The organism is Rhodothermales bacterium, from assembly GCA_013002345.1.
Taxonomy (GTDB): Bacteria; Bacteroidota; Rhodothermia; order Rhodothermales; family JABDKH01; genus JABDKH01.
Window position 1 is genome coordinate 1 of sequence record JABDKH010000027.1, and the last position, 16,949, is coordinate 16,949.

Annotated in this window: 14 protein-coding genes; 11 read left to right on the forward strand and 3 right to left on the reverse strand. The window is 58.6% G+C overall.

Going from position 1 to position 16,949, the window contains the following annotated elements:
• Positions 1-271 precede the first annotated feature (271 nt).
• Both HKN37_01220 and HKN37_01225 read left to right on the forward strand, forming a co-directional pair.
• The gene (locus HKN37_01220) at positions 272-1,546 is read left to right on the forward strand and encodes a glucose-6-phosphate isomerase (protein NNE45259.1); all 1,275 of its coding nucleotides are present in this window, start codon (positions 272-274) and stop codon (positions 1,544-1,546) included.
• Between the two features lie 527 nt (positions 1,547-2,073).
• Complete coding sequence (locus HKN37_01225) at positions 2,074-2,916, forward strand: universal stress protein (GenBank protein NNE45260.1); 843 nt, start codon at positions 2,074-2,076, stop codon at positions 2,914-2,916.
• Here the strand turns inward: HKN37_01225 and HKN37_01230 are convergent, their stop codons facing one another.
• Positions 2,917-5,349, reverse strand: coding sequence for a DNA internalization-related competence protein ComEC/Rec2 (locus tag HKN37_01230; GenBank protein ID NNE45261.1), 2,433 nt, complete (start codon positions 5,347-5,349; stop codon positions 2,917-2,919).
• A gap of 215 nt (positions 5,350-5,564) precedes the next feature.
• Between HKN37_01230 and nusB the strand changes: the two genes are divergently transcribed.
• Positions 5,565-6,080 carry a transcription antitermination factor NusB gene (gene nusB, locus HKN37_01235; GenBank protein NNE45262.1) on the forward strand — a complete coding sequence of 172 codons (516 nt, stop codon included), beginning with the start codon at positions 5,565-5,567 and terminating at the stop codon, positions 6,078-6,080.
• 12 nt (positions 6,081-6,092) lie between these two features.
• Positions 6,093-6,752: a serine/threonine protein phosphatase gene (locus tag HKN37_01240; protein ID NNE45263.1), complete on the forward strand. Its 660-nt coding sequence runs from the start codon at positions 6,093-6,095 to the stop codon at positions 6,750-6,752.
• 9 nt (positions 6,753-6,761) lie between these two features.
• Here HKN37_01240 and HKN37_01245 read toward each other — a convergent pair whose 3' ends face one another.
• Complete coding sequence (locus tag HKN37_01245) at positions 6,762-7,412, reverse strand: hypothetical protein (GenBank protein ID NNE45264.1); 651 nt, start codon at positions 7,410-7,412, stop codon at positions 6,762-6,764.
• On the opposite strand from HKN37_01245, the gene ychF reads away from it, so the two are divergent.
• The 5 genes from ychF to HKN37_01270 all read left to right on the forward strand — a co-directional run bounded on the left by ychF (position 7,406) and on the right by HKN37_01270 (position 14,778).
• Positions 7,406-8,500 carry a redox-regulated ATPase YchF gene (gene ychF, locus HKN37_01250; GenBank protein ID NNE45265.1) on the forward strand — a complete coding sequence of 365 codons (1,095 nt, stop codon included), beginning with the start codon at positions 7,406-7,408 and terminating at the stop codon, positions 8,498-8,500. The genes HKN37_01245 and ychF overlap by 7 nt on opposite strands.
• 31 nt (positions 8,501-8,531) lie before the next feature.
• On the forward strand, positions 8,532-9,305 hold the full coding sequence (locus HKN37_01255) for a hypothetical protein (GenBank protein ID NNE45266.1): 774 nt from the start codon (positions 8,532-8,534) through the stop codon (positions 9,303-9,305).
• A gap of 50 nt (positions 9,306-9,355) precedes the next feature.
• Complete coding sequence (locus tag HKN37_01260; protein NNE45267.1) at positions 9,356-10,615, forward strand: FtsX-like permease family protein; 1,260 nt, start codon at positions 9,356-9,358, stop codon at positions 10,613-10,615.
• Between the two features lie 178 nt (positions 10,616-10,793).
• Positions 10,794-14,018 carry a response regulator gene (locus tag HKN37_01265; GenBank protein ID NNE45268.1) on the forward strand — a complete coding sequence of 1,075 codons (3,225 nt, stop codon included), beginning with the start codon at positions 10,794-10,796 and terminating at the stop codon, positions 14,016-14,018.
• 208 nt (positions 14,019-14,226) lie between these two features.
• Positions 14,227-14,778: a hypothetical protein gene (locus HKN37_01270; GenBank protein ID NNE45269.1), complete on the forward strand. Its 552-nt coding sequence runs from the start codon at positions 14,227-14,229 to the stop codon at positions 14,776-14,778.
• Positions 14,779-14,932: 154 nt separating this feature from the next.
• On the opposite strand, the gene HKN37_01275 is transcribed toward HKN37_01270, so the two are convergent.
• A complete protein-coding gene (locus tag HKN37_01275; protein ID NNE45270.1) occupies positions 14,933-15,835 on the reverse strand; it encodes a c-type cytochrome in 903 nt (300 codons plus the stop codon).
• Between the two features lie 124 nt (positions 15,836-15,959).
• Between HKN37_01275 and HKN37_01280 the strand changes: the two genes are divergently transcribed.
• On the forward strand, positions 15,960-16,166 hold the full coding sequence (locus tag HKN37_01280; protein ID NNE45271.1) for a DUF2892 domain-containing protein: 207 nt from the start codon (positions 15,960-15,962) through the stop codon (positions 16,164-16,166).
• A 67-nt stretch (positions 16,167-16,233) separates the two neighbouring features.
• A partial coding sequence (locus tag HKN37_01285) for a phosphosulfolactate synthase (protein ID NNE45272.1) occupies positions 16,234-16,949 on the forward strand: 716 nt, incomplete at its 3' end.

Genomic DNA, 16,949 nt, shown 5'->3' on the forward strand with positions numbered 1-16,949 from the left:
GTGCATGACCGTGAGCCGGCGTGGGTGCTGCCGGTACTCTGAAGAATCGACCGGGAAGCCGATTCATAAAGTCATGCGGTGGTGGGGTGTAGGAATACTGACGACGCTGCTGCCCGAATGTTCTGCCGCTGAGCGGGCGCCGTTGTCCGTGTTGTCGCCAGCTGCGCGCACGGGCCGCATGCCGTTTCTTTCATAGTTTTGGGAGCGGCTCCATCACGCGTCGCCACGTTTGTCCGCAGATTCACTAACTGCCCCGCCCGGGTGTCCATCCATGTTGGAACTCAATCGCAACAATCTTTCGCCATTTGTCGCCGCGGAGGAATACGAAGTTCTCCACCCGCGGCTGGTCGCAGCGCACCAGAGCCTGCTGCAAAAGAGTGGCGCCGGCAACAACTACCTGGGCTGGCGAGACTTGCTCGGTAGTTCCGCCAGTGCCCTGCTGGAGGAGCTGGAGAGTACAGCGGCGGAGATACGAGAGCGGGCGGACGTCCTCGTATGTATCGGAATTGGCGGGTCGTACCTGGGCGCCCAGGCCGTCATTGCTGCGTTGACACCTCACCTCACACGGCCGGAAGGATCCCCCGAGATCCTGTTCGCCGGCCACCACCTCAGTGGCTCCTATCATCAAGAACTGCTCCGGTATCTGGAAGGGAAATCCGTATACGTCAATGTGATTTCCAAGAGCGGAACCACTCTTGAGCCCGCCATAGCGTTCCGGCTTCTTCGTAACTGGATGCACGACACTTTCGAAGATGCCGACAGGCGGATCATCGTGACAACCGACCCCGATCGCGGAAAGCTCAACGAGCTTCGCGACGTGCACGGGTACCGCCGCTATGTGATCCCTGCCGACGTGGGCGGTCGCTTTTCTGTTCTCACGCCCGTCGGTCTTCTTCCGATCGCTGCCGCCGGGGTCGATATCCGGGCACTGTTCCGTGGCGCCGTTGAAATGTGCGATCTCCTTGTGACAAACGAAGACAACGTCGCGCTCGAATATGCCGCCGCGCGCTACCTGCTTCACGAAAAGGGGTACTCCGTGGACGCCCTTGCCGTCCTCGAGCCGCGGCTCTATGGTATTGCGCGCTGGTGGCAACAACTCTTTGGGGAAAGTGAAGGCAAGAACCATCGCGGACTCTTCCCGGTCATGGTGCAGTACACCACCGACCTGCACTCCATCGGTCAGTACATGCAGGACGGACAGAGGCGGGTCATCGAGACGTTCCTGATGGAGCGCCAGGTTTCAGACACTCTTGTGGTGCCCGAGGTTGATGGCCCGCCGGATGGCCTGGAATACCTGACCGGGCAACGGTTGTCTGCCGTGAATCAGAAGGCGTACGAGGGAACGGCTCGGGCCCATCTCAACGGGGGTGTGCCCAATATGACGATTACGATCGATTCGCTCGAGGCCGTCTCAATTGGTCGTCTTATTTACTTCTTTGAGCACGCCGTGGCCGTCGGCGGCTACCTGCTGGGGGTCAATCCGTTTGATCAGCCCGGCGTCGAGGACTACAAGGCCGAGATGTACAAACTCCTCGGGCGTTCCTGATTGCATTATTCTTTGCACATGCGCCAGGGCCTCCGGGTGGACAAGCCTGTTGGCAACCCGTGTTGGAGATTGTGGAAAGTTTCGTCGTGTGAACGGGTGTGGATCACCCACTTCGTCTTCACAGTCCGGCCAACACCAACTCACAATCTAGACACGTGTGGACAAGGGCGCGCGCAAGGCTCGGGCCGGAGATGAACACCGGTGTTGATATGTTCTTGCTCCGGGGCCGAATAGTCGAACTGCCTGCAATTCCGGCCAATTAGCGCATCAACAATCGGTGGATAACGTTGTTGGGAAGCCTGTGCGCGTAATACACATTTGTGGGCAGCCCCGTGGATAGCCCGGTTATCAAGAACCCAACACGGCCAACTACCCACTACATCCTATCTAATTAATACTCTTTAAGAAGTAAGAGTAAGACAATCTGTCAGTAACCTTCGGGTTCATCTCTCCTCCCAATATCCGTTGGCACCCATTGGTTGGGGGATTACATTATTCCGAAAGTCTGGCACGCCGGTAAGATGAATATGATCAAGAAAATTCTTGTAGCCCTGGATGCTGATTCCGACACAGCTGTCGCCATTCGATATGCGACGGAAATTGCGAAACGGTTTGATGCGTCAGTGACGGGCCTTGCAGTTGTTGACCTTGGAAGCATCAAGTCAGGGTCGAAGGGCGGTGGAATTGGAAGTTTTTACTACGCCGAGAAGCTCCGCGAGAAGCTCACCACCGAAACGCGCGTCAAAGCCAGAGAGTTGATTCAGACGTTTGAGTCTGCCGTGGTCGATGCTGGTATTGAACACGTGGAGATGGTTCAGGAGGGTGTTCCCGTGCAACGAATCGTGGAGGACATGAAGTACCACGATTTACTTCTAATTGGACGGGATCCACACCTGTTTTATGGTCACCCAAAGAAAGAAACTCCCGATACCCTCGCGTCAGTAGTAAAGGCCACGGTTGCTCCCTCGATTGTTGTCAGCGACTCCTACACAACAATTCGCCGGCTCGTTGTTGCATACGACGGCAGTCTTGCGTCAGCGCGAACCGTCAGGGACTATGCACATCTGAAGCCGTTTGGACCCGACGTAGCCGTCCATCTTGTTAATGTTTACGAGAAAGACTCTTCCGAGTCTGAACTGATGCTCTCGCTCCTCAAAGAGTACCTGGCTGCACACGGTGTCGAAGCGACGGCTGCAAGTTTGAAGAGTAATGATGCCCGAACAGCGATTCTCGACTACTCGCGAGACGTGGATGCGGACATGCTTGCGATCGGTTCCCACTCCGTCTCGGGCATCAAGCGAATTGCTTTCGGGTCGATTACAGAGAAGCTACTCAAGGAGTGCCCGCTTCCGTTGTTTCTCAATCAGTAGTCACCGCAGCCGGCGCCACACGACTCGCTCGAAAGAAGCGCCATCGGACCTGACGAGCACCGCGCCGTTCGTGGCAGTCGATAACGTTTCCATGCCGGCGGACTTCCATCTGTCGAGCACGCGACGACTCGGCAGTCCGTACGAGTTCCTTCGACCAACGCTGACAACCGCCCACGATTTTTCCCGGGAAGATTGAGTGACGGCAGACACGAGATCCTGACGACTGCTCGTAGCCGACCCGTGGTGGCCCACCTTCACAACGTCAGCGGCTAGAATCGTCTTGTACCTCTCGAGGAGATCAGCTTCCGCCAGCTCTTCCGCGTCACCCATCAGGAGCAGGGATGTTTGTCCAAACGTGACGATACCGACGGCGGACCGGTTGTTTTCACCGGCTGTCGCGAGAATTGATGATGAGGGGCCAGCGACATACATCCGGACGTTGGCATCCAGCTGCAGGCTGTCTCCCGCAGCGATTCGCTGCCGGGGCACTCCAACACTGTCTGCTACATTCAATACCTCTTCCATCATAGTGGACGAGTGGCGGATCCCCGTATGGACCAGTCGACCCACATCGATGGTTCTGAGGATGGAGCTTGCGCCTCCAATATGATCGGCGTGTGCGTGAGTCAGTAGAAGAATGTCGATACGGCTAATGCGATTCCGGGACAGGAACGGCAAGATGACACGTGCTGCGGTGTCAAAGCGATCATTGCGAGGACCTGCATCAACAAGTACATATGCTCCATGCGGTGTCTTGATGAGGGTTGCATCTCCCTGGCCTGCGTCGAAAAAGAGGACATCGAGGGTGGGCGTTTCTACCAGCGGACGAAGTCGAAGAAGCGCGATAAGAATCATGCCGGCGGCCAAAGTGCGACGGGTTCGCACCGGCTGGTGTAGATGCACGAGTATGACGATGAGGGTCACGACGCCCACGTGACCGACCAATCCGGAAGCGGCGTCGATGTCGAGTGGAGACAGGAGTCGTGATCCGGTGGATGCAAGTTTCGTCAACAATCGCATACACAGATCTGCGCTTGCTCCGAACGCCGACGCAATCAACGGCATCGGCGTCGCTATCAGACACAGGACAGCCGACGACAGGGCGGCTGCGGCAAGAGGTATCGCCACAACATTCAGGGGAATCCCCGCGAGTGACGCTCGACCGAAGTGTGCCATCAACACCGGAAGTGTGGAAGCCGTAGCTGAAAGTGATACGAGAAGACTCGAGCAAACAGCTCCTTCTATGACTCGGGCGGAGAAGCGTCGTCCGAGCGTTTTCTTCAGGGGCGGAACCATAAGGATGATTCCACTGACGGCGGAAACGCTGAGCTGGAATCCGGGATCGAAAAGGGAGTACGGTTGCATCCAGAGAATGGCGGCCGCGGCCACACCGAGACTGTTCAGAGATTGTGAGCTGCGCTGTATCACCGGTCCGAGCAACATCGCGGCCGTCATCGTAACGGCTCTGACCACAGATGCCGGCAGGCCCGTAATCATGGCGTAGACGACGAGTAAGCTCAGGGTGGCCACCGATCGCAGGGACTCGGCGATTCGCCACGTCATCCGGAGCCGAAGGAGAGCGGGACGACACATTCGATGGAACGTGAGTCCGACGATCATGACGTGCAGACCCGAGACGGCGAGGAGGTGTACCAGGCCCGTAGCGACGAAGGTCTCCTGCATGACAGGGTCGATTCCTGATCGATCACCGAGAACCATGGCGACCAGAACGGATCGCGAGGCATCAGAGGGGATGTGAGCGATCAACTTCGCCTCGACAAAATCACGGACGCTCGCGGTGGCGCGCACGAAGCCCGGCGCGGGGCTGAGCAGGCGAAACGTTCCGCCGTCATCCATGAAGAGGCGGCCATGTATGGCCCGGCGTCGGAGGTAGACGGCGTAGTCGAATTCGCCCGGGTTCCTCGCGTGTGGCAGAGACGCCAGGCGCCCTGAGACCATAACGCGTGCCCCCGATCCGGGCGACGGATGGTGAGGCGATGGATATACGAGAACACGCCCCGGAACACGACGACCGGTTCGGAGGCGAACATCATCCAGCACGAAACGTCTTGCTCCCGACCCTGACTTCCGCATCTCCCCGACACGGCCTTCGACCATTACCTCCCGGTCTTCCGCGACGCGATAGATGGACGCCCACGCGCTCTCCCCCTGTCGCACAAACTGGTTGCGCATCGAGCCGCCGCAGATCAAGAGAAGAATTGCGACTGCGAATCTTGACAACGGGAGATGAACGGCCACCCCCGATCGTCTACGAATCAGATGTGTTGCAGCAATGACGCCGGCAACGATTATAGCAAAGCTGCCGGTCCACACGTATCCGGCATGGAGATCGGACCACCATATTCCAACAGCCAGCGCGATCGCCACGATCAAGGCTGGCGACGTCGACGACACGCTTCCGCAACGATGCATGGGTAACCGGTTCTGTTATGGAAGACACTGAACTTGCGTGTTCCATAACCCTCGCCCGGTTGAGCTTCGAGAAACGTTGGCGGCGTCTTGAAGAGGATGTGCACAGCTTGGATCCAATGGGGGGGCGTGGTATTCTTGCTACGCGAAAATGCAAGAACACTGTTCTTGACCATCGCGAATCAGACCCGTTCATTCAAATCGTGGCGCAGCGGAAAATGAGCAGCCGACGTGAGGTACGAGAGAGAGTGATGCAGGCGCTCTATGCTTACGAGCAGGGCGGTGGCTCGCCGGAGCACATCATCAAGCACATCATTCGCCCCGGGCTCGAGGACGATGAGACATCGCTTCGGTTCTCACAAAGACTGTTCCTGCGAGCGATTGACGGTGAAGAGGAGGCCAATGAGATTATCCGATCACACGCCGACAACTGGGAATTCTCGCGAATTGCCCTGATTGACAGGCTCCTTCTGCGGATGGCCATCTGCGAAATGCTATCTTTTCCAGATATCCCGCCCAAAGTGTCGATTAACGAATCGATTGAGATCGCGAAGAGATTTAGTACTGAAAACAGCGGCAAGTTCATTAATGGAATCCTGGACGCGGTCCTTCTCCTGCTCTACGAGCAGGGGAGGCTACGGAAGAGCGGCCGGGGCCTTGTCGGAATGGACTCGCTGGAAGAAAGAAGTGTGGCGCCCGATGCGCCTTCGATTGATCAGGCTCCAGGTTCGTAGGTTCTATTCCGCATGAAGCAGATTGCAATTGGTGATGTCCACGGCTGCTTGAAGACGCTCGATCGCCTTCTCGAAAAGCTCGAGCTCACAGCCGACATGCACTTGATCTTCGTAGGCGACTACGTCGATCGAGGCCCCGATTCAAAGGGCGTGATCCAGCGCCTGATTGAACTTCGCGAACACTACACCTGCACGTTTCTGCGGGGCAATCATGAATCCATGTTCCTCGAGTACCTGGAAGAAGGCGTCGACGAAATCTGGTCGATGAATGGTGGCCGGGAAACGGTGGGCAGCTACCTGAACGGTTCGGAAGACGCGAGCTTTCCGGATGATCACGTTGAGTTCGTGCAGGCGACCACGTACTTCCACGAGACAGAAGACTACTTTTTCGTGCACGCGGGCCTCAAGCCCTTCTTGACGATTGAGGAGAACAAGGGCCAGGTCGACCCCGAGGTATTCCTCTGGGAGCGAAGCCACCTCAACGTCGACGAATATGCATGGGAGAAGGTTGTCGTGTGTGGACACACCCCCGTCTCGAAGCCGATCGATCACCCCCAGCTTATCAACATCGACACGGGTTGCGTCTATCGCTTCAATCCGCTGCTGGGAAAGTTGACAGCGGTCATACTTCCCGAGCGCGAGTTCGTGATTGTTCGAAACACGGACTGGTAGGGGCTCGGCTCAGATCCGGAGCCACACACCGGCGCGCAGCGATGGCCGGTGAACACCGGCCTCCAGGAAGTACGTTTGCTTTCCGCGGGGCGCCACGGTGAAGCGCACGAACGGATCAAGAAAGAGAGAGAAACGCTGATTCTTTTCGGCCCGCGTTTCGTTTCGGCGAAAGAGCAGTCCCGGGCCAAAGCGCACGCCGAGATGTAAGTCCCAGATTCTTGGCGTGATGAGCTCCACGGTCTCGAGTCCGCCAACGATTCGGATCGATACCCCCACGCCCGCGGATATCAGCAACGTCTCATTGTCCGACTGAAAGCGAGGCCTGACATCAGCATAAACGAGTGCTTCCCGGGTGAAGATGTCACCGGCGTCAACGTATCCCAGCTGAATGCCCACCCCGGGCAGTCCCGCAGCTCCCAACTGGAGGACGTCGGCCGACGTAATGCGCTGGGCGGACGCGGCGAGCGGCATCAGGAGAAACGATAATGTGGCGAAGACTACCAGACGGACAATCCCCTCAAATCCTTGATGAGAGATAATACTCTGCGAATTGTGCGAAAGGCGGTGCCCGTACGCAGTGAACTGCGGAACAGAAGAGGTCTCGCCCCGATACTGCGCGAGTTCCTTTTCAATACCTGAAGACGGAGTAGAGGATGCCACTTCGCTGTGGGATTGTTGGGCTGCCCAACGTCGGCAAATCAACCCTGTTCAATGCGCTCAGCAGCGCCGGCGCAGATTCGGCGAACTATCCGTTCTGCACCATCGAACCGAATGTAGGCGTCGTCCCTATCCCCGACAAGCGAGTGGCGCGGCTCGCGGAACTCGCCGGAGCACCCGAAACGGTGCCGACAACGATAGAATTTGTTGACATCGCGGGCCTCGTTGCGGGAGCATCGAAAGGCGAAGGCCTCGGGAATCAGTTTCTCGGACACATTCGGGAAGTGGATGCGATCATCCACGTCGTCAGATGCTTCGACGATGACAATGTTGTGCACGTAGAGACCGATGTAGATCCCGCGCGCGATATTGAAACCATCGAAACAGAACTGCTCCTGAAAGATCTGGACTCGGCCGAACAGAAACTGGAGCGGACCATAAAGGCTTCACGATCCGGCGACAAGAAGGTGCTCGCCGAGGTAAGTTTCTACGAGCGCCTGGTCGAGTTTCTCGGGAGCGGCCAGCCGGCGCGCCTGTTCGAGATGAAGCCGGAAGAGGCGGCATGGATGAAGCCGCTTTTCCTGCTCACGAACAAGAAGGTGCTGTACGCTGCGAATGTCTCTGAAGAAGATGCGGCCACCGGAAACGCGTACGTTCGCGCCGTGGAGGATATCGCCCGCGTCGAAGGAGCCGTCGTAGTTACGGTCGTAGCGGAAATCGAAGCACAGATAGCCGAACTGGACCCGGCCGAACGGGCCGTCTTCCTGGAAGCACTCGGAATGCACGAATCCGGTCTTGATCGGCTCGTCCACGCCGCATATGATTTACTGGATCTGATTACCTTCTTTACAGCAGGCCCGAACCAGGCGCGTGCGTGGACGATAAAGCGCGGGACAAAAGCGGCAGCCGCAGCGGGTACGATACACACCGATTTCGAGCGCGGATTCATTCGAGCTGAGACCATCAAGTATGTGGACTACGACCGCCTTGGCTCGGAGGCCGCGGCGCGGGATGCGGGAGTGATGCGCTCAGAAGGAAAAGAGTACGAGGTGCAGGATGGAGACGTCATATTGTTCAGGTTCAACGTGTAAGCGGGCAGACTGGAAATCGCCCGCGGCGGGCATGGCATTCGCAGCCATGCTGATACTCGCCGCGTGCTCGACCCGAACGGAACAGGAAGCGGCACAGATCAAGATGACGAGCCGAGCCGACACCGTTGCGATGCAGGTGCTGGAGGCGACGGGTGGCTCGGAAGCCTGGGCCGGCGTCCGGTATATACGATTCGACTTCGCCGTCGAGCGAGAGGGAGCGCAAAGATCCGCCGTTCGTCATCTCTGGGATCGTCACGAGGGCAGATACAGAGTGGAGTGGACGAGGGGCACCGATACGACCGTGGTCGCCCTGTTCAATGTGAACACGCGCGATGGGCACGCCTTTGTCAACGGAGAGGAGGCAGGCGTTGATGAGGCGGCGCTCCTCGAAACCGCATATCAACGGTTTATCAATGATATGTACTGGCTGATGGCGCCGACGAAGCTGTTCGACCCCGGAGTCACGCGGACGTATTTGCCCGACTCCTCTTCGAGCGATACAGAAATGATTCATCTCGCGTTTGCCGGCGTGGGGCTGACACCGGGAGATCAGTACTGGATCGAAGTCGAGAGGAACAGTGGCGACGTAGTGAAATGGACGTACGTCCTGCAGGGCCGCGGCGCCCGCACTTCATCCTACTACTGGACTGACTACCGGAACTTCGAAATGCCGTCGGGCACCGTTCGGCTTGCTCAGCGAAAGGAGTCCGCCACTGCACCCGTCGCGATCCTCACTGAGGTGCACGCGCTTCCGCCATCGGTTCCGGACGAACTCTTCGCGAACCCAGAGATGGCAATGGAGTAGGCGGGACATCACCGGTTGTCGTTAACCGGCGCCGACAGGTCAGATCTCATTTGGACTTCCGCCTCTTCATAGCACGCCGATATCTCGTTGGCCGAAAGCGACTGACGCTGATTTCGATTATCACGGGGATATCCACTGTAGGAGTGACGGTGGGAGTGGCGGCGCTCATCATTGTGTTGTCGGTGATGAACGGCTTCTTCGATTTCGTGCGCGACCTCCTTGTTTCGGTTGATCCTCATGTGCGCATTGAGGCGGTGCAGGGCCGGGGGATTCCATCTCCCGATTCGGTTCGGCAGGTCGCCCTTGCCATTCCGGGCGTCGTTACCGCCACGCCGTATGTGCAGGGCAAGGCCCTGCTGGCGTACGAAGGAGAAACCGAGACGGCGAAGGTCGTACTTGTGAGGGGCATCGATCCCGGGCAGTTTTCATCGGAGGACGAGGTGGACCGAACGGGATTCGGCTCATTCAATCTGGAGCGTGAGGACGGGCTGTCGGGAATGGTGATCGGGATCGGGTTGGCGCGGCGATTCGGGCTGTCTCCAAAAAGCGGTTCGCTTGATGCCAGCCGGCTTGGTCTGCTTTCGGCACCGGAACTGGAGCGACGAATCACGCAGCCGTTTGCCGGATTCCACGTTCCGCGGTTTGAAGTCCGAGGGGTCTACGACCTGGAGTCGGGAAACGACGAAAGCCGTGTGTATATCGCGATCTCCGAGGCGCAGCGGCTCTTTCGCACGGGCAAGTCTGTCACCGGCATCGAGATTCGTCTGGATGATCTCGAGAAGGCGGCGGCCGTCAAATCACAGCTTCAGGCCAGACTTCCGTCCGATCGATTTGCTGTCAGCACGTGGTATGATCTTCAGAGATCGCTCTACAGCGTGATGAAACTGGAGAAGTGGGCTGCGACGCTCATTCTGGCCCTGATCATTGTCGTGGCTGCGTTCAGCATCGTGGCCTCCATAACAATGGTGGTCCTGGAGAAACGTCGGGACATCGGGGTGTTGCAGGCCATGGGCGTGTCGCGGAAGGATATCGCCTGGATTTTCCGACTTGAGGGCCTGTTGATCGGCATTACGGGAACGATTGCCGGGCTGGTCCTGGGCCTGGGGATGTCGCTGGCGCAGAAGTACCTGGAACTGGTGCCACTTGTGGGTGCGGACTCGTTTCTGCTTCGGGCGTATCCGGTTTCTATCCGGGTATGGGATGTTGCGGGAGTCGCGGCGATTGCCTTGCTTCTGTGCGTAGTGGCGTCTCTCTACCCGGCTTCCAGGGCGGCGTCGGTGCAGCCGGCCGTGGCCGTGAATGTGGAGTAGGCCTCTCACCGCTCCGAGCCCGCACATTCCCCACGCTTCGGGGCTCCATTTCCCGTCATCAGTATTCCGAAGAACCTGTTTTCTATAGCCGGGGCAGGTCGCACAACGACCAAGCCCAGGGTGCCGCGACGCTTGCCAGCAGTCACTTCAGTGGAACGATTCTTCGGGTGTGTCGGGAATGTTTGAAAGTGTGACGATGGGGTCGTCTTTCGCTCGCCGAACGAGATGCCTCTCGCTGGTCGCGGTGTTGGTCGTACTTATTGGGTCACCGGCCGGCGGCCAGACGGCACGGGTCCAGTTCATCAACGCGTCGACCTACGAAGCGGCGGACACGATTGATGTCTATCTCGATGGCGTTCTCCTGCTGGACGACCTGCTCCGCAAGACCGGGACCCCTTTTCGAGATTATCCGGCCGCTGTCCCCCTGAACCTCGAGGTGAAGCGTGCGGGTGCAGTGGAGGAACCTGAGGCGTTCTACAGTGAGACAGTCACGCTCGAGCCGGGCGAGCGGTACTTCGCCATCGCGGCGGGCGATCCAGCGAACCGCATCGGCCAACCGCCTTTCAAGATCTTCTTCCGCGCGGGTGCACCCGAGGGCTCCGAACTTCCCGGGTACACTCAGATGGTCGTATTTAACAACGACCCGGCGGGAGCGGTCACCAATATCGTAAGGGGCATTGGGGAGCAAAGCGATCTCGCGAAGTTCTACGGATATGGTGAGTTCAGCGACATGTTGTACGCGGGGAAAATGGCATGGGACGTCGATTGCTTTCAGGCGGAGACAGACAGCGTTCTACATATAGCTCCGGACTTCACGGACTTTGGCCGGAGGTCGGCCGCGCTTATCGGTTTTTGCAGGCTGATCGTGCTGTCCGACGGAACGACATACACTCCCGCCGAAAATGTCGCCCATCTGCAATTTGCCCATATCGCCTCCTATCCAGGGTCATACGCGGTAGATGTCTTAATCGATGGCCGTGTTGTTGCAAACAACGTGCCTGCCGGCTCGGCCACAGCATTTTTCGACGTACCCTCCGGCTTGCGGGAGGAAACCGCGCCGGACATCAAGATCGAGGTGAGGGCGTCGGGACGCAGGGACGACGAGCCGCTCTACACCTTGGAGGAAAAGTTTCTTTTCGGGCACCGGTACGTTTCGGTGCTTGCCGGGAATCGGCGCGACGCTGACGCTACAAATCCGGTCGCACTTTATGTGACTGAAGTTGGGGTCGACTCGACACTTCAGCAGGCCGACGGACTTGTGACGGTCTTTAACGGCATTGGCGGGACGCGGTCGATTACGCTGGGATCGGGAACGCCTTCTATCGTGCCGTTCACGGAGCGAATCCCGTTTGGTGCATTCGAGTCGGGAGTTCCCCTACCTCGCGTAGACACGACAGTCGTCATTATGGACGGGGACGACCGAAGTCTTCTCGCGAGTTTCGAGTTGAACCTCGTTGAAACCGGGTTGGCGGACTCGTCGATCGTGTTGCTGGCGTCTGACACCATACCGACTGTGGCGCGGCGACGGACTTCAACCAACGACGTGGCACTCGTTGCGGTGCTTCCATCGGGAGGCGCGCTTGTTTCATTTGAGGGTTCCAGCCCGCTGCCGTGGTGGCAGAAGCCCTGGATCCTTTTTGTGCTTCTTGCTGGAGTTGCGGCCATCGCGTTCGTCGGATCTCAGGTTAGGGTCAGACGCCTGGAGGCGCGCTCGAGGGAACTGGAGAGAACCGTTGAGGAGCGCACGAGAGAACTCCGCGCCGAGAAGGAAAAGACGGAGGAGCAGGCTCGACGCCTCGTGGAGTTGGACGAGGCCAAGAATCGATTCTTCGCCAACATCAGTCACGAGTTCCGCACTCCGCTTACGCTGATACTCGGTCCACTCCAGGACGCACTCGATGGTTTGTACCAGGATGATCCGGGAGGCCTGGCAAAGCAGCATCGCCTGATGCACCGGAGCGCAAGACGGCTCCTCAGACTCATCAATCAGCTGCTGGATCTCTCCCGGCTCGAGTCTGGCAAAATGGCTCTGCAACCGGAACCGGGAGATCTTGTGAACTTCGTCCGGGGCATCTACCGTAGCTTCGTCCCCCTGGCCGAAAGGAGGCGAATCGCGCTAGACTTTCTTCCCGACGTTGAGGCATTGCCGGCCCGCTATGATCCTGATGCGCTCGAAAAGGTTCTGTCGAATTTGATCTCGAACGCCTTGAAGTTCACACCCGTGGACGGCGCAGTTGAGATCGTCCTCGGTACCTCGAAGGCGGAGGGCATTTCTCAGTGCGAGATCGTCGTGAAGGATAGCGGCTCCGGGATAGACCCGGCGCACCTGGAGCGCATATTCGACAGGTTCCAGCAGGTCGACACCTCGATCCGCCGCCGATTCGAGGGGTCGGGCATTGGGCTTTCTCTGGCCAGAGAACTCACTGAGCTTCACGGCGGCACGCTGCTCGTCGATAGCGAACCCGGACAGGGTAGTTCTTTCACGGTCCGAATCCCGCTTCCGGACGAGCCAACGCCACTGGGGGAGAACAGACAGGTTCTGCGCCTTGCCCGTAGCGCGGACCTGGAAGAAACGACACTCGGCATCGCGGTTGGAGATGGCACCGCGGCTCGACAGACCGCAGAGGGTGACGAGCCACTCATACTGATCGTGGAAGACAACTCCGACGTGCGAGAATACATCCGGACCCATCTGGAATCCACATATCGAGTAGTCGAGGCCACCGACGGGGAGGAGGGCCTGGCGACAACCCGGGACGAGAGACCGGACATCGTGCTGGCAGATGTTATGATGCCGAACATGGACGGCTACGAGATGTGCCGGCTGATTAAGGCGAACGAAGAGCTTAGTCATATCCCCGTCGTGATGCTGACTGCCAAGGCCGCCGAACAGGACACCGTTGAGGGATTCCAGAGTGGCGCCGACGACTACCTCGCCAAGCCCTTCAGCGTCGCTGAACTGAAGGCTCGCATATCGAATCTCATCGGTAGCCGACGCAACCTGCGCGAGAGATTCAGTCGGGACGTTTTCGTGCGCCCTGCCGACATCGAGATCACGCCGGAAGAGGAGATCTTTCTCGACCATCTCCTGGACGCGGTCAATGCTCACCTTGGAGACGCGAACCTGACCATAGACTGGCTGGCCGAGGAAATGGGTCTCAGCCGGCGCCAACTAGAGCGTCGCGTAGAGTCTGTTACCGAGCAATCCCCCGCTGCGTTGGTTCGCCGTTTTCGCCTTGAGCGGGCGTCGCAGCTGCTGAGAGCCAGGGCGGGAACCGTGTCGGAGATAAGCTACGCGGTTGGCTTTCGTTCACCGGCCCACTTCGCGAAGGCGTTCCGGCAGGCGTTTGGCGAGTCGCCCTCCGAGCACATCCTTCACCGTGCGCAGCCGGAGGAAACGTGAACCGCCTGAAGCATCCTCAGGTAGACCGGTTTACCGTGTTCAGAGAGTCTGTCGGACAACGTTCACGCGCCGGAGCACCGTGCCATGTCGGAAAAGAACTCGAATCTGTCGCACGTCCGCTCTCCAGGAGTCGTTTCCTGCTTGTGTGACTTGAGGCGTGGCTACGGTGGCCACGCGAGACATTTCACGAGAAGCATGGAGGTGCATCATGAAGAAGGTTCAATTACTCGGATGGTCCATGGTCGCGGTGATGTTGTTTTTTGCCGCAGGCTGCAGCGACGCTGGTCTGTTAGAGCCAGAGCAGGCCGGTCATGACACCGTCCTTGAGGCGACACAGGCGGCGAAGAACCATCCGGTCCAGATGAAGGGCCGCGCCTCGGGCGCAGGATTCTTCGCAGGAGCGCCGGGAGACTGTATGGTGGGCGAGATGCCGGGTCTACCGGTCAGAATGTCGGGCGAAGGGATTGCCTCACACCTGGGGAAAATCACGTTCGTCCAGACCGGTCATTGCCTGGACCTGGCAAACTTCACGTACGAAGGATCGGTAATCGTTATCGCCGCAAACGGAGATGAGTACTGGTCCGACTACGCAGGACAGTCATTCGCTGATGGGACGTTCCGCCACGAAGGGACAATCGCCGGAGGCACGGGCCGATTTGAGGGAGCGACTGGATACTACGTCCAGGAGGGTATCGGCACGGATCCGTCGACAGGATCGTTTACGTTCGAGATGACATACGAAGGCTGGATTCTGTACTGACAGGCTTGCCGACTCTGCATCGGCGCGTGTCATCCTTCCGGGCGGCACGCGTCGATGCACCCGGGCGGTCGGCCTCGATCCGGTCGGGGCCGGCCGTCATTCGGTTCCATGAGAGGTGATCTCATCGGTCCCAATTGTATCCGATGATGTCTCGCTAGTTCGCCCTACCCGCCCCAAGCGGATCGATCGTTTGCAGATATTCCCACATGGCCCGGATTTCTACATCGGTCATGGCGGCGGTGGCCTGCCAGGGCATGTATACCGTCTCCATGACAGTGCCGTCTGGCTTGCGACCTTCCCTCAGCGCGCGGAAAAAGTCCTCTTCCGTGTAGTCACCGAGCCCGACTTCAGAGGGAGTGAGATTCGATGAGGGAGGCGTCCCCGGCGGCCCCTGTATGAGTCCTCCGCTCAGGTCGGCATCGTGGCAGTACCGACAATAGTACACGACATATTCGCCGTACGCGGCGGTCGGCCCGGCGGGCGGAGCCGCTCTCAGGGGCAATTCATGGTCGACGAGGTCGGCCGCCAGTTTGTACGTGCCGGTGGCGACGAGCATACGGCCAAGGGGCCCCATGCGCTTCGGGGCGAAGTCGCGAACAACGGGGTCGGCCCTTTTCAGAAAGGAGATCAAACTTACCAGGTCTGACGGGCTCAATCGCGTGTATGCCGCGGACGGCATCAGCCACAGGCTCTTGCCGTCGGGACCGATGCCGTTTCGTATGGCCCGGAACCAGTCCGCGTCCGTATACGACGCGACGGCCCCCGCCGGCGTGAGATTAGACGCCGGGATGATTGCCACAGGCATGGTGTCCATCATCGGAGTCCCGGCCAGGTCAGGGCCGTGGCAGTCCATGCAGCCGTGTGTGATGGCGATGTGCCTGCCGCGGGCCAGCATCGTGGAATCTGCAGGCGGCAAATCGAGTCCTATCGGGGCCACATCATAGGCTGCGTCCAGAAGCTGATTACTCTTCCAGTAGTAGTAACTACCTGCGACCAGCACGAGGAATACCAGCAACAGCGCCGCGACTCCGAACCATTTGATGAATTTCGCCATCATGCTAACTGTCTGCTAATTGAGCAGTCACGCCGTTTTGGAAGCAATCAGCCCGTATTTTATTAGTGAGATGATAGGAAGCAACTACTCAGACATTCAATTCATCCGACCATCAGGAGGGCGCGAAATGAAGAAGAACATGGGGACCATCGATCGCGTGATACGCTTTCTTATTGCCGTCGTTGTGGCGGTATTGTACTTCACCGGACAGATCAGCGGCACGGCAGCCATCATCCTCGGCATCCTCGCGGTCGTATTCCTTCTGACCAGCGCCGTAGGAACCTGCCCGTTGTACGCGCCGATCGGATTGTCCACGCTCAAATCGGAGGAGTAGCCCGGGGCTGGTTCGGCAGGCGCCTGACCGATGCGGGCGCGGGCTGGCGACACTGCGAGATATGGGATTGAACATTGATATTGGCGGCCTGCCGGAGCGCACGGGGAAGCCGCGGGAGGAAGGCCTTACCTATGTGCTCGACAAGGGCCTCTCGGTACGCCAGGTTGAAGATATGCTGGGCGTTGCGGCTGACTATATCGACCTCGTCAAACTCGGGTGGGGAACGTCGGTCGTCACGCCGGGACTTGAGGAAAAACTACGGGCGTATCGGTCGGCCGGAATCGACGTCTATCTCGGCGGCACCCTGTTTGAAGCGTTCTACATCCGGGGGCAGCTCGATCGCTATCTCGAGTTCCTTCGAGGACTGGAGATAGGCATTCTCGAAATATCTGATGGATGTATCGAGATTGAACATTCCGAAAAGGTCGCGCTGATCTCGGCGCTGTCAGAGGAGTTCACGGTGTTGAGCGAAGTGGGATCGAAGGACACGGATCACATCATGCCCCCCTACCGCTGGGTGGAAATGATCGAGTCCGAACTGAGGGCGGGAAGTGACCGCGTGATCTGTGAGGCTCGTGAGAGCGGCACGGTTGGCCTTTATCGTCCTGACGGGGAAGTGCGCGAGGGACTGGTGGACGAGATTGTCGATATGGTCGGCAGGCAGCAAGTGGTGTTCGAGGCACCGAGGAAGGCGCAGCAGGTCTGGTTTCTGCGCCATCTGGGGCCGAACGTCAACCTTGCAAACATCTCACCCGAGGAGGCCATACCGCTCGAAACGCTTCG